This is a genomic window from Saccharothrix sabaoui (assembly GCF_051756985.1).
Taxonomy (GTDB): Bacteria; Actinomycetota; Actinomycetes; order Mycobacteriales; family Pseudonocardiaceae; genus Actinosynnema.
Genome location: NZ_JBPKJK010000032.1, coordinates 1 through 13,222 on the forward strand (window position 1 = coordinate 1; position 13,222 = coordinate 13,222).

Sequence of the window (13,222 nt, forward strand, 5' to 3'; positions counted from 1 at the left end):
TCCCACGCTCGCACGCGGGGGTGCCTAGGGAGACTAGAGACTCGTCATGTTCCGTTACATAATCCGGCGGTTGTTGATCTCGATTCCGCTGTTGATCGTCGCTTCATTCCTCTGCTTCGGTCTGGTCAACGCCATGGGCGACCCCCTCGGCGAGTGGAAGCTCCAGAAGCCCCGGACAGAGGCGGAGATCTCCGCCGCCTACGAGCGGACCGGTTACAACAAGCCGTTCGTCGAGCGCTACGTCGACTGGGCGGGCGACTTCGTGACCGGCGACTGGGGCGAGTCCGTCGTCCCCGGCAACGCGGGCCGTCCGGTGAAGGACGAGCTGCTCAGGGCGTTCGGCGTGACGCTGCGGCTGATCCTCGCCGCCGAGCTCATCGCGCTGATACTCGGTATCGCGGTCGGTGTCATCGGCGCGGTCAGACAGTACTCGCTGTTCGACTACGCGGCGACCGGAATATCGTTCGCGATGTTCTCGATGCCGTTGTTCTGCGTGGCGCTCGTGCTGAAAGCCGGCGGTATCGAGCTGAACAACTGGTTGGAGTCCCTGGGCGCGGACCGGTGGATCATCACGGCCGGACCGCCGGGCGAGGGCTTCAGCGGCGGCTTCGGGCAGCAGGTCTTCCAGTACAGCGGCGCCTACATCCTGCCGACCATCTCGCTGGTGGTCATCCAGTTCGCCCTCTACAGCCGGTTCCAGCGCGCCTCGATGCTGGAGACGCTGAACGCCGACTACGTGCGCACCGCGCAGGCGAAGGGCGTCTCGGAGAGCCGGGCGATCTTCAAGCACGCGTTCCGCAACGCGCTGATCCCGATCATCACGGTGTCGTCGCTGAACATCGGCGCCGGTTTCGGCGGCGCGGTGATCACCGAGACCGTGTTCGGCTGGTCCGGCATGGGGCGGTTCATCGTCCAGGCCATCGAGAAGATCGAGCCCTTCCAGGTGCTCGGCTTCATGATGCTGACGGCCGTCTTCATCATCGCGTTCAACCTGATCGCGGACATCTTGTACGCCTTCCTGGACCCGAGGATTCGCCTTGACTGAGATGGGTTCCCCGCTGGCGCAGGCGCCCGCGCCCGAAAAGGCCGAGGCGAGCCAGTTCGACACGACGACCGCCCGCAAGCAGTGGCAGGTCATCCTCCGCCGGTTCACCCGGCACCGGGCCGCGCTGTTCGGCCTGATCCTGTTCGTCGTGCTGGTGCTGGTCGCCTTCCTCGGCGGCCTGTTCTGGAAGTACCCGTACACGGACCTGGGCTTCAAGCGGTACCTGCCGCCCAGCGGCGACCACCCGTTCGGCACGGACCGGTTGGGCGGCGACATGGTCGCCCAGATCATCCGCGGCACGCAGTTCTCGCTCCAGATCGCGATCGTGGTGGCGTTCCTGTCCACCTTCATCGGCGTCATCCTGGGCGCGCTCGCCGGGTACATGAGGGGCTGGGTCGACACCTTCATCAGCCGCTTCATCGACCTGCTGCTGGTGATCCCCAGCCTGGTCATCGCGGCCGTGCTGGTGCGCAACAGCTTCGTCGTGTCCGTCGCCGGCGGCGGCAACTCGAACTGGCTGATCGTCGCCCTGTACCTGGGCCTGATCGGCTGGCTGTCCATCGCCCGGGTCATCCGCGGCATGGTGCTGTCGCTGCGCGAGAAGGAGTTCGTGGAGGCCGCCCGCGCGCTGGGCGCGTCCACGTTCCGCATCGTGTTCCGGCACATCCTGCCGAACACGATCGACGTGATCATCGTCAACGCCACGCTCGCCATCGCGCAGGCGGTGCTGCTGGAGGCCGCGCTGTCGTTCATCGGCCTGGGCGTGCAGAGCCCGGACACCTCGCTGGGCCTGATGATCAGCCAGAACAAGAACGAGCTGACGCTGCACCCGTGGCTGTTCTTCCTGCCGTTCGCGTTCATCGTGCTGATCTCGCTGGCGGTCAACTTCATCGGTGACGGTCTCCGGGACGCCTTCGACCCGAGGCAGAGGAGGGTGAAGGCATGAGCGAGGTGGACGTGATGAACGCACCCGAGTCCTCGTGGGGCAGCTCGGCCGCGAGCGGCGAGAAGCTGCTGCGCGTCGAGAACCTGTCGGTGGACTTCCCGACCGACGACGGCACCGTGCACGCGGTGCGCGACGTGTCGTTCACGCTCGGCCCCGGCGAGGTGCTGGGCGTCGTGGGCGAGTCCGGCTCCGGCAAGTCGGTGTCGTCGATGGCCGTCATGGGCCTGCTGCCCAAGACGGCCCGGATCGGCGGGTCGATCAAGTTCAAGGACCGCGAGCTCGTGGGCCTGAGCTACAAGCAGATGCAGCCCGTCCGCGGCAACGGCATCTCGATGATCTTCCAGGACCCGATGACGTCGCTGAACCCGGTCTACACGGTGGGCTGGCAGCTCGCCGAGGCGCACCGGGCGCACCACGACGTGTCGAAGAAGGCGGCGTTCGCGAAGGCCGTCGAGGTGCTGGAGCTCGTCGGCATCCCGCAGCCCGACCGGCGCGCCACGCAGTACCCGCACGAGTTCTCGGGCGGCATGAGGCAGCGCGTGATGATCGCCATGGCGATCATCAACGACCCCGACGTGATCATCGCCGACGAGCCGACCACGGCCCTCGACGTGACCGTGCAGGCGCAGATCCTGGACACGCTGCTGCGCATCCGGGACGAGACGAGCGCGGGCATCGTGATCATCACCCACGACCTCGGCGTCGTGGCGGGCATGGTGGACCGCGTCCAGGTCATGTACGGCGGCACGGTCGTCGAGCAGGGCACCGTGGACGAGGTCTTCGAGGCCCAGCGGATGCCGTACACGGTGGGGCTGCTCGGCTCCATCCCGAACCCGCAGATGCTCGGCAAGCGGCTCACGCCCATCAAGGGCGCGCCCCCGTCGCTGATGAACCTGCCGCGCGGCTGCTCGTTCTCGCCGCGCTGCCCGCTGGCCATCGACGAGTGCCGCGAGGTCGAGCCGGCGCTGCTGGAGACCGACCGGGCCGGCCACTTCGCGCGGTGCCACCGCTCCGCGCACCTGGCGACCCTGGAGAACCCGCAGCGGCTGTTCGCCCACGACGAGATCGGCGTGGTGGAGAACCCCGCGTCGCTGACCACGGCGAACCCGGACATCCCGGTCGCCGAGGACCTCGCCGTGGTGGAAGCGCGGCTGCACGAAGAGGAGAAGCCGACCTCATGACGACCCCGACCGATGTGAACCCCCAGGCGGGGGGCGCCGACTCGGGCCCGACCGACCGGGCGCCGCTGCTGGAGGTCAAGGACCTCGTCAAGTCGTTCCCGGTGCGCGGCGGCGGCATCATCCCGCGCACGGTCGGCCAGGTGCAGGCCGTGTCGGGCCTGACCTTCGACCTGTACCCCGGCGAGACGCTGGGCCTGGTCGGCGAGTCCGGTTGCGGCAAGTCCACGACCGGCCGCGCGATCCTCCAGCTGCACAAGCCGACGTCCGGCTCGGTGAAGTTCGAGGGCCGCGAGCTGACCAAGCTCAAGGGCCGGGGCCTGCGGTCGGTCCGCAAGGACATGCAGATCGTCTTCCAGGACCCGTACGCCTCGCTCAACCCGCGCTGGCAGATCAACGAGCTCATCTCCGAGCCGTTCAAGATCCACGGCGAGGGCGGCGGCGACGGCCGGTCGGTGCAGTCCCGGGTCAACGAGCTGATGGAGCTCGTGGGCCTCAACCCGGAGCACCGCAACCGGTACGCGCACGAGTTCTCCGGCGGCCAGCGCCAGCGCATCGGCATCGCCCGCGCGCTCGCGCTCAACCCGAAGCTCGTCGTGCTCGACGAGCCGGTGTCCGCGCTGGACGTGTCGGTGCAGGCGGGCGTGGTGAACCTGCTGGAGGAGCTCCAGGAGCGCCTCGGGCTGGCCTACCTGTTCGTGGCGCACGACCTGTCGGTGGTGCGGCACATCTCCGACCGGGTGGCCGTGATGTACCTCGGCAAGATCGTCGAGATCGGCGACCGCGAGGACATCTACGCCCGGCCGATGCACCCGTACACGCAGGCCCTGCTGTCCGCGGTGCCCGTGCCGAACCCGAAGCTGGAGCGGCAGCGCCAGCGGGTCGTGCTCACCGGTGACGTGCCGTCGCCGGTGAACCCGCCGTCGGGCTGCCGGTTCCGCACCCGCTGCTGGAAGGCGCAGGACATCTGCGCCACCGAGGAGCCCAGGCTGGAGCGCCGCGGCGACGGCGACGGCACGCTGTCGGCGTGCCACTTCGCCGAGGTCAAGCCGCTGCTCGTCGGCTGACCCGCGTGCCGTCGGGGCCACCTGCCCGCATTGGTGGCCCTGACGGCACGGGGCCCGGCACCCCACATCTACCCTGATCCGGTGACGCTCACTGCTCCACCACGGTTGATGCTGGTCCACGCGCACCCCGACGACGAGAGCCTGTGGACGGGCGGCACGATCGCCCGCTACGCGGCGATGGGCGTGCACGTCACCGTGGTCACCTGCACCCTCGGCGAGGAGGGCGAGATCATCCCGCCCGCGCTGCGCGAACTCGCCGCGGACGCCGCCGACCAGCTCGGCGGGTACCGCGTCGCCGAACTGCGCTCCGCCTGCGCCGCCCTCGGCGTGACCGACCACCGGTTCCTCGGCGGCATCGGCCGCTGGCGCGACTCGGGCATGGCGGGCGTCGCCGCCAACTCCCACCCGCGCGCGTTCGCGCAGGGCTCGCCCGACGAGCAGGTCGAGGCGCTGGGCGAGATCATCGCCTCGGTGAAGCCGCAGGTCGTCGTCACCTACGACGCGTTCGGCGGCTACGGCCACCCCGACCACGTCCGGGCGCACGAGATCACCACGGCCGCCGCGGTCGACGTGGACCGCGTGTTCCACGCCGTCACGTCCCGCGCGGCCGTCACGGAGGGCATCGCGAAGCTCGCCGGGTTCGCCGACCTGCCGTGGCGGCTGCCCGAGGAGGGCGAGCTGCCGACCACCGACGACGCCGAGATCACCACCGTCGTCGACGTCTCCGAGCACCTGGTGGCGAAGCTGCGCGCGCTGCGCGCCCACTCCACGCAGGTCGGCGTGTGGCAGGACGGGGCGGGCGGCGCGTCGTACGCGCTGTCCAACGGCATCGCGCAGCCCGTCGTGTCCGCCGAGTACTACGTGCTGGCCAAGGGCTCGGCCGCGGGGGCGGAGACGGACCTGTTCGGGGGGCTGGATTGACCGACCGCCTCGCGCTCGCCGGCATCGCGGCGGCCTCGTTCGCCCTGGCCGTGCTGGAGCTGTTCTTCCTGCCCGTGCGGTGGGACGGCACGCTCCTGCCGCGCTGGGGCGACTGGCCGTTCCCGGTGACCGCGGCGCTGGCGGCGGTGGCCACGCCCGCGCTGGTGATGCTGGCCTCCCGGTACGCCCACCGCACCCTGGCCGCCGCCTCGCCGCTGCTGGTGTGGGCGGGGACGCTGCTGCTGTTCGCCGTCCTCGGGCCGGGCGGCGACGCCGTGCTGCTCAACGACTGGCGCACCCTGCTGCTGTTCGCCGGGGGCGCGCTGCCCGGTGCCGTCGCGGTGGGGTCTTACGCGGGAGGACGGACGGGTGTCGGAAGCGATCACCGATAGGGACGTGGTCCGCGCGCTGCGGCCGTTCGTGCGGGCCACCGGCCCGCTGCTGGACACGCTGCGCGAGGCGAACCTCCTCGGCCTGCGCGACCGCGAGGCCGAGCACGGCGCCGACCGCAAGCTCGTCGACCGGCTGTGGGACGGGCTGGCGAAGGTCAAGGTGCCCGGCACGGCCGCGTGGGCGCGCATGGACGTGCACCAGCGCGACGAGTGGTGGCTCAACCGGCTGGGCCGGTTCGTGTCGCTGCTCTCGGCGCTGCCCGGCATCGGCGGGGTGCTCGCCGACCGGCTGCCGATCCAGGCGGCGCTCGGCGCGGCCGGCCAGGGGCTGCTGCTGTCGGCGGTGGCCGGCGAGCACGGGTTCACCTCCACCGAGGACCGGGTGCGGCTGCTCGCGCACGTGCTGTTCCAGCGCGAGGTGGACGGGCTGCCGGTGGACCGCGACGACGAGGACCGGGCCGCCGAGGACCGCGCCGCGGAGGACCGGGCCACCGAGGAGCTGACCTCCGAGCTGGGGGAGCGGTCCACGTTCCGGGCCATCGGGGCCACCGTGTGGAAGCTCGCCAAGGTGCTGTGGCGGCTGGAGGACGAGCTGGACAAGCGCCCGCAGGGCCGGTTCTACCACCAGGCCCTCGGGATGCTGCCCGTCGTGGGCGTCGTCGGCGACTACTTCGGGGAGCGGTCGGCGCTCAAGCGGGTCCGCGCCGCCGCCTACGCCTGGTTCGGCACCCAGTACCGGTAGCGGTGGTGCTCGGCGCAGCCCAGCGACTCGTACAGCGAGATCGCGGGCTTGTTGTGCTCGGCCACCTGCAACGCGCACGTCGTCGCCCCGCGCGCCCGGCCCCAGTCGGCCAGGGCGCCCATCAGCTCGCGCGCCAGACCGGTCCGCCGGGCCTCCGGCCGCACCGCCAGCCGCGCCACGTGCAGCAGGTCGCCCACCACGGCGCCGCGCACCGCGGCCACCACCACCCCGTCGCGGACGGCGGTGCCGAACCCGACGGCGTCGCCGGTGGTCAGCACGTGCCGCTGCGCCCGCGTCGGCTCCCGCTGGGCCGCCAGTTCCCACCAGGCGGGAGGTGGGACGTCCGTCACGCGCGCGTCGCCGCCCCCGCGGCCCGGGTGGGGCTTCGGGGAGGCGAACCCGCTCAGCGGACCCGTCATGACGAGCGACTCCGCCCCTCCGGGGTGATCTTCGTCGACCCGCCACCCGGCCGCCCCGATCCCCGCCTCGCAGCGCGAGCCGACGACGACGTGCGCGGTCGGCCGGATCGCGTTCCCCCGCGCGAAGGCGACCACCCGGTCCAGCGCCTCGGCGACCGGCAGGCCCGGGTCGCCGGTGGTCAGCGCGCTGTTCGCGCGGCCGGTGAACCCGCCCGCCGCGCGCAGCCGCCACCGGCCCAGGGGCACGTCCACCAGGGCCGGCCAGGCGTCGGCGCAGCGTTGCTCCAATGAGGTGATGTCGTCCACGCACGCATGGTCACCCGACCGGGCGACCGGTGGGCTGTGAGCTGGCGCACGGTGCGGGCGAGCGCGGATAAGGCGAGCCTCACCGGGGGACAATCGACTCCGCCGCGTACTCTCCGGCTTGCGCGGTGTGGACCAGGACAAGAGCAGGAGAGCGCAGTGACCTATGTGATCGCCCAGCCGTGCGTGGACGTGCTCGACAAGGCGTGCATCGAAGAGTGCCCCGTCGACTGCATCTACGAAGGCGACCGGATGCTCTACATCCACCCGGATGAGTGCGTCGACTGTGGTGCTTGCGAGCCGGTGTGCCCCGTCGAGGCCATCTACTACGAGGACGACGTGCCGGACGAGTGGAAGGAGTACACGAAGGCCAACGTGGACTTCTTCGACGAACTGGGGTCCCCCGGTGGCGCGTCCAAGGTCGGCAAGGTCAGCGCGGACCCCGCGTTCGTGAAGGCTCTCCCCCCGCAGGCGTCGCACGAGTGACGACCGGCAGGAGGCTCCCGGACTTCCCCTGGGACGCGCTGGCCGACCACGCCGCCAAGGCGCGCACGCACCCCGGCGGCGTGGTCGACCTGTCCATCGGCACCCCGGTCGACCCGGTGCCCGAGGTGATCCGGCGGGCGCTGTCCTCGGTGGCCGACGAGCCCGGCTACCCGACCACCCACGGCACGCCCGCGCTGCGCGAGGCCGTCGTGGGCTCCCTGGCCAGGCGGTACGGGGTCGACGGCCTCGACCCGGCCGCCGTGCTGCCCACCATCGGCTCCAAGGAGCTGGTGGCGTGGCTGCCGACGCTGCTCGGCCTGGGGCCGGGCGACGTGGTCGCCATCCCGGAGCTGGCCTACCCGACCTACGAGGTGGGCGCCCGGCTGGCGGGCGCGACGCCCGTGCGGCTGGCCGACGGCGAACCCGCGCCCGCCGGGGCCCGGCTCGTGTGGCTGAACTCCCCGTCCAACCCGACCGGGCGCGTGCAGTCGGCGGAGGCGCTGGCCCGGGCCGTGGCCGACGCGCGCGCGGTGGGCGCGGTGGTGGCGTCGGACGAGTGCTACCTGGCGCTGCCGTGGACCGCGTCACCGGTGTCCGCGCTGCGGCCCGAGGTCAACGGCGGGTCCCTCGACGGCCTGCTGGCCGTGCACTCGCTGTCGAAGTCCTCCAGCCTCGCGGGCTACCGGGCCGGGTTCGTCACCGGCGACCCGGCGCTGGTCGCGTCGCTGCTGGAGGTGCGCAAGCACGCGGGCATGATCGTGCCGCGGCCGGTGCAGGCGGCGATGACGGCGGCGTTGGCCGACGACGAGCACGTGGCGGCCCAGCGCGCCCGGTACGGGGCGCGGCGCGCGGCGCTGCTGCCGGCGCTGGAGGCGGCCGGGTTCACCGTGGACCACTCGGAGGCCGGGCTGTACCTGTGGTCGACGCGCGGCGAGTCGGCGTGGGACACCGTGTCGTGGCTGGCCGACCGGGGCCTCCTGGCCGCGCCGGGCACGTTCTACGGGCCCACCGGCGACCGGCACGTGCGGATCGCGCTGACCGCGTCGGACGAGCGCGTCGCGGCGGCCGTGGAGCGCCTCACCACCTGAGTCCACCTTTACCCGGCGCCGCCCGGGAAATCGGAGGCCGTCGATCCCGCGCGGGAACGGCGGCCTTTTTCATCCATTCCGCATGAATGCGGCCGATTCACCCTTTCCCGGGCCGTCGACGTGTAACGGCGTCGGAGGGCGTCGCGATCTGGCAGGACAACAGTGTCCCGCGCGGTCGATTTCCGCTCACGGCCGCCGACCGCGCCGAGTGCCGACAGATTGCGTGGTTCGGGAGTTGATCGACGAACGGCTCGTGCTCGCCGTGCTGCACCGGGTCCTGGAGGCCGAACCGGACAGCACGCCGTGGTTCTTCAGCAACGAGGTCATCGGCGCCAGCATCGGCGCCGTGCTGGCCGCCGCCCTCACCTTCGCCATCACCCGCCGCACGACCGGCAACGCGGTCGGACAGCAGAACACCCTGCTCGCGGCGGAACTGCGCGAGGCGACGGGCGAACTCGACCGGCGCGCCGCGGAGCTGACCGAGGCCGGGGCCAGGATCACGGCCCTCACCGCGGTCCAGGCCCACTACCACGAGGTCCGCGACCGGCTCGCCAGGTCGAGCGTCGTGCAGGAGTTCCACCAGCCGGTGCTGCTGCTGGGACCGCGGTTCGTGGGCAAGTCCTCGCTGCTGGCGCAGTGGCACACGCCCTGGGACCACGCGCCCCTGGCCGCCACCCGCAGGCACCGGCAGGCCGCCGTGCCGGTGCACGACTTCCGCAGGCCCGACGCGGTGCCGCACTTCGCCGACCCCGACGTGCGGACCGCGGTGGACGTGCACGTCAAGCTCCGCGTGCACGACTTCCCGGGTGAACTGGCCGCCCAGGCGGGCGCGGTGGAGACCGCTCGCCGGGAAACCGCGGAACTGCGCGAGAAGACCGGCCGCAACCTCGGTGTCGTGCTGGTGTGCATGTTCGACGCCGAAGAAGCGGTGAGCGGTCCGAAGGAGGGGACGATCCGCTATTACAACGGCGACCTGTTCGCGAACATCCGCACGCTCGTGTCGCACCGCGACGTGGACGTCCAGCGGCTCGTCGTCGTGTTCAACAAGTTCGACGTGCTGCAGGCGAGAAAGCCCGGGGAATCGACCGAGGCGCTGCTCGAACTGTGCGTCGACGTGTTCGGCCCGACCCTCCGGCCGCTGTACGGCGCCTGCAACCAGGAGCGGGTGTGCGAGGCCGTCACCGTGCTCGACCGGGACAACCTGCTGCGCAGCCAGGGCGCGAACGTGGTGTTCGGGGAGGTGGCCCGGGGGATCGTCGAGTCGCTGTCCGGTCGGGACGTCGCGGAGCGGCTCGTGGGCGAGCAGCGGGCCACCAGCTTCATGGCGCGGAACTTCTAGCGGTCACGGGGTGAGTCCGATGCGTCATGTGTTCCGCGTCAACGTCGCCGGTCAAGGGCACGCGCTGTACCTCTGCGACGGCGACCGCGCGCCCCTGGAGCTGCCGCTCGACGTGCGCTCCGACGTGCTGCCGCCGGACTTCACGGACGCCCAGGGCGTCGTCGACGACCTGCTGTCCGAGCAGCCGGGCGGTCCCTACCTGTACGCCTCGGGCACCCCCGGCGGCGGGTCCTTCGTGCTGTACGGGCTGCTGGTCGACGGGCACGACGAGTACGGGCGGGAGGGCATCACGCTGCTGCACGGCCTGATCGACGACGAGGTCGACGTGGTGGACCTCGTGCAGCGGGTCGCGGGCGTGGTGTCGGTCGGCTCCCTGGGGCGGGTGGCGCGGGTGGTGCGGCGGATGGCCGAGCGCGGCGCGGACGTCCGAGAGCTGCTCGACGCCGTGGAGGGAGCGGAGGGGAAGGGGTCCTGGCGCCTCCCGACCCGTCACGGCGCGCCGCCGTCCCCGGTCGCGGCGCTGGTGCACGACTGCAGCGGGTCGGCCGTCGCCTGGCTCGCGATGGCGCGGTCCAACCAGGGCACCGACCGCCCGTGGGCGATCTGGGACGCGGTCGCGGAGCGGGGGAGGGTGGCGACGCTGTCCAGCCGGGGCGGGCCGGTCCTGCTGCTGTCGGACTACCTGCGCGCCGCGGTGCTCGCGGTGGACGACTCGCTCGGCGTGGCCGCCCTGCTCGCGCGGACCGCGTCGCCGGCCCTCCCGCCGCCGGGGGAGGTGGACGCCGACCGGGGCGCGGGCACCCGGGGCGCGACCGCCCGGACCACGACCGCCTCGACCGCGGTCGAGCGGACCGGGGGGACGAGCGGTTCGGCCACGTCGTCGAAGGGCGCGCGCCGGCCGGCCGCGACGGTCGCCGAGCCCGACCCGAGGGTCGCGCGAGCCCTGGTCGTGAGGGTGGTGTGGCTGGACACCGAGCCCGGTCGGCTCGTGCTCTACGGCGGCGACCGGTGGTACGTGGTCAGGCCCCGGGAGCTGAAGGCGGTGGTCAGGCTGGAGGACCGCTGCCTGCTGGAGGCGGAGCAGCCGTTCCCGCTGCGGCTGTTCCTCAAGCGGACGAGGGCGTTCCTCGTCCTCACCGAGGGCGGGGAGGCCCGGGCCCTGGCGGAGTGGATCGACTCCCGCCGGTGACGCGGACGCCCGGTCGGTCCCGACCGGGCGTCCGGCACGACGTCAGTCGTTCGCGTGCAGCGCGGCGTTCAGCTCGACGCCCGTGCCCGTGCGGGCCTTCACGCGGACCGCGCCCGTCGTGGAGTCGCGGAGGAGCAGCAGGCCCGACATGCCGGACAGCTGGGCCGCCTTCACCACCGCGCCGTCCTCGCCGGTGACCTTGGTGCCCGCCGTGACGTACAGGCCGGCCTCGACGACGCAGTCGTCGCCCAGCGAGATGCCGAGACCCGCGTTCGCGCCGATCAGGCACCGCTCGCCCACCGAGATGACCTGCTTGCCGCCGCCGGACAGGGTGCCCATGATCGACGCGCCGCCGCCCACGTCGGAGCCGTCGCCGACCACGACGCCGGCCGAGATCCGGCCCTCCACCATGGACGCGCCGAGCGTGCCCGCGTTGAAGTTCACGAAGCCCTCGTGCATGACGGTCGTGCCGGGCGCCAGGTGCGCGCCGAGGCGCACCCGGTCGGCGTCGGCGACCCGCACGCCGCTCGGCAGCACGTAGTCGACCATCCGGGGGAACTTGTCGACGCCGTACACGGTGACCGGGCCGCGGGCGCGCAGCCGCAGCCGCGTCTCCTCGAAGCCGTCCACGGCGCACGGGCCGAAGTTCGTCCACACCACGTTCGCCAGCAGCCCGAACACGCCGTCGAGGTTCGCGCCGTGCGGCTTCACCAGGCGCGCGGACAGCAGGTGCAGGCGCAGCCACACGTCGTAGGCCGAGACGGGGGCGTCGTCGAGCGAGGCGATGGCGACGCGGACGCCGACGACCTCCACGTCCCGGTCGGCGTCGGCGCCGAGCTGCTTGGCGGCGGCCTCGCCCAGCGCGCCGGCGACCTCGGCGGAGGACAGCAGCGCCACGCCCGGCGCGCCGTCGTCCGAGCCGAGGGACGGCGACGGGAACCAGGTGTCGAGCACGGTGCCGGAAGGGGTGACGGTGGCCAGGCCGACGCCGTACGCGCCGGTGGGGTTCGCGGTGCTCACGAGCGCCAACGGTAACGTGCCGCAGGTGGCCGACACCCTGCACCTCTCCGCCGACCCCGTCGAACTGGCCGTCGCGCTCGTGGACGTCCCGAGCGTCTCCGGCGACGAAGAGCGCCTCGCGGACCTCGTCGAGCGCTCGCTGCGGGAGCAGACCCCGCTGGAGGTGGTGCGCTCCGGCAACGCCGTGCTGGCCCGCACGAACCTGGGCCGCCCGTCGCGGGTCGTGTTCGCCGGGCACCTCGACACCGTGCCGGTGAACGACAACCTGCCCTCGCGCCTGGAGGACGGCGTCCTGCACGGCCTCGGCTCGGTCGACATGAAGGGCGGCGACGCGGTGATGCTGCACCTCGCCGCGACCGTGACCGACCCGCGCCACGACCTGACGTTCGTGTTCTACGACTGCGAGGAGGTCGACGCGGTCCGCAACGGCCTGGGCCGCGTCGAGCGCGAGCTGCCGGAGTGGCTGGCGGGCGACCTGGCGATCGTGTGCGAGCCGTCGAACGGCGTGGTCGAGGCCGGCTGCCAGGGCACCATGCGGATCGAGGTGCGCACGGCGGGCGCGCGGGCGCACACCGCGCGCGGCTGGATGGGCCGCAACGCGATCCACGCCCTCGGCGAGGCCCTGCGCCGGCTGGAGTCCTACGAGCCGCGGCAGCCCGAGATCGACGGCTGCCGGTACCACGAGGGCCTCCAAGCGGTGAAGGTCGAGGGCGGCGTCGCGGGCAACGTCGTGCCCGACGCGGCCGTGCTGACGGTGAACCACCGGTTCGCGCCCGACCGCGGCCCCGAGGAGGCCGAGCGGCACCTGCGCGAGGTGTTCGAGGGCTACGACGTCACGGTCACCGACGTGTCCCCGGGCGCCCTGCCCGGCCTGGGCGCGCCGGTCACCCGGGAGCTGGTCGAGGCGGCCGGCGGGGAGCCGGTGGCGAAGCTCGGCTGGACCGACGTGGCGCGGTTCGCGGCGCTGGGGATGCCCGCGGTGAACTTCGGGCCGGGCGACCCGACGCTGGCGCACACGCGGCAGGAGAACGTCCCGGTGAACCAGGTGCGGCGGTGCGCGGAAGTGTTGCGCCGCTTCCTGAGCTGA

Annotated in this window: 14 protein-coding genes; 12 read left to right on the top strand and 2 right to left on the bottom strand. The window is 72.6% G+C overall.

What is annotated here, in order from left to right; all coding sequences use genetic code 11:
• The first annotated feature begins 46 nt into the window (after positions 1-46).
• The 7 genes from ACR807_RS12695 (at position 47) to ACR807_RS12725 (ending at position 6,291) form a co-directional block, all read left to right on the top strand.
• Positions 47-1,045, top strand: coding sequence for an ABC transporter permease (locus ACR807_RS12695; RefSeq protein ID WP_438921468.1), 999 nt, complete (start codon positions 47-49; stop codon positions 1,043-1,045).
• A 1-nt stretch (position 1,046) separates the two neighbouring features.
• Positions 1,047-1,991: an ABC transporter permease gene (locus tag ACR807_RS12700; protein ID WP_438921529.1), complete on the top strand. Its 945-nt coding sequence runs from the start codon at positions 1,047-1,049 to the stop codon at positions 1,989-1,991.
• Entirely contained in the window at positions 1,988-3,172 is a 1,185-nt protein-coding gene (locus ACR807_RS12705) for an ABC transporter ATP-binding protein (protein WP_438921469.1), read from the top strand. Before ACR807_RS12700 ends, ACR807_RS12705 begins: the two co-directional genes overlap by 4 nt.
• Positions 3,169-4,236, top strand: a complete 1,068-nt coding sequence (locus ACR807_RS12710; RefSeq protein WP_438921470.1) for an ABC transporter ATP-binding protein — start codon at positions 3,169-3,171, stop codon at positions 4,234-4,236. Before ACR807_RS12705 ends, ACR807_RS12710 begins: the two co-directional genes overlap by 4 nt.
• An 81-nt stretch (positions 4,237-4,317) precedes the next feature.
• The gene (gene mshB, locus ACR807_RS12715; protein WP_438921471.1) at positions 4,318-5,157 is read left to right on the top strand and encodes an N-acetyl-1-D-myo-inositol-2-amino-2-deoxy-alpha-D-glucopyranoside deacetylase; all 840 of its coding nucleotides are present in this window, start codon (positions 4,318-4,320) and stop codon (positions 5,155-5,157) included.
• Positions 5,154-5,549, top strand: a complete 396-nt coding sequence (locus tag ACR807_RS12720) for a hypothetical protein (RefSeq protein ID WP_438921472.1) — start codon at positions 5,154-5,156, stop codon at positions 5,547-5,549. Before mshB ends, ACR807_RS12720 begins: the two co-directional genes overlap by 4 nt.
• Complete coding sequence (locus ACR807_RS12725; protein ID WP_438921473.1) at positions 5,527-6,291, top strand: hypothetical protein; 765 nt, start codon at positions 5,527-5,529, stop codon at positions 6,289-6,291. The genes ACR807_RS12720 and ACR807_RS12725 overlap by 23 nt, the downstream gene beginning before the upstream one ends.
• Here the strand turns inward: ACR807_RS12725 and ACR807_RS12730 are convergent.
• Positions 6,261-7,016 (bottom strand): GNAT family N-acetyltransferase, encoded by a 756-nt coding sequence (locus ACR807_RS12730; protein ID WP_438921474.1) that lies wholly within the window; start codon positions 7,014-7,016, stop codon positions 6,261-6,263. The genes ACR807_RS12725 and ACR807_RS12730 overlap by 31 nt on opposite strands.
• A gap of 156 nt (positions 7,017-7,172) precedes the next feature.
• Between ACR807_RS12730 and fdxA the strand changes: the two genes are divergently transcribed.
• From fdxA to ACR807_RS12750, 4 genes are all read left to right on the top strand, one after another.
• Positions 7,173-7,499, top strand: a complete 327-nt coding sequence (gene fdxA / locus ACR807_RS12735) for a ferredoxin (RefSeq protein WP_033430540.1) — start codon at positions 7,173-7,175, stop codon at positions 7,497-7,499.
• Positions 7,496-8,587 carry a succinyldiaminopimelate transaminase gene (dapC, locus tag ACR807_RS12740; RefSeq protein WP_438921475.1) on the top strand — a complete coding sequence of 364 codons (1,092 nt, stop codon included), beginning with the start codon at positions 7,496-7,498 and terminating at the stop codon, positions 8,585-8,587. The genes fdxA and dapC overlap by 4 nt, the downstream gene beginning before the upstream one ends.
• 235 nt (positions 8,588-8,822) lie before the next feature.
• The gene (locus tag ACR807_RS12745; RefSeq protein ID WP_438921476.1) at positions 8,823-9,926 is read left to right on the top strand and encodes a hypothetical protein; all 1,104 of its coding nucleotides are present in this window, start codon (positions 8,823-8,825) and stop codon (positions 9,924-9,926) included.
• A gap of 19 nt (positions 9,927-9,945) precedes the next feature.
• Entirely contained in the window at positions 9,946-11,115 is a 1,170-nt protein-coding gene (locus ACR807_RS12750) for a hypothetical protein (protein ID WP_438921477.1), read from the top strand.
• Between the two features lie 42 nt (positions 11,116-11,157).
• On the opposite strand, the gene dapD is transcribed toward ACR807_RS12750, so the two are convergent.
• Positions 11,158-12,135, bottom strand: coding sequence for a 2,3,4,5-tetrahydropyridine-2,6-dicarboxylate N-succinyltransferase (gene dapD, locus ACR807_RS12755; RefSeq protein WP_438921478.1), 978 nt, complete (start codon positions 12,133-12,135; stop codon positions 11,158-11,160).
• A 25-nt stretch (positions 12,136-12,160) separates the two neighbouring features.
• Here dapD and dapE point away from each other — a divergent pair, with 25 nt between their 5' ends.
• Entirely contained in the window at positions 12,161-13,222 is a 1,062-nt protein-coding gene (gene dapE, locus ACR807_RS12760; RefSeq protein WP_438921479.1) for a succinyl-diaminopimelate desuccinylase, read from the top strand.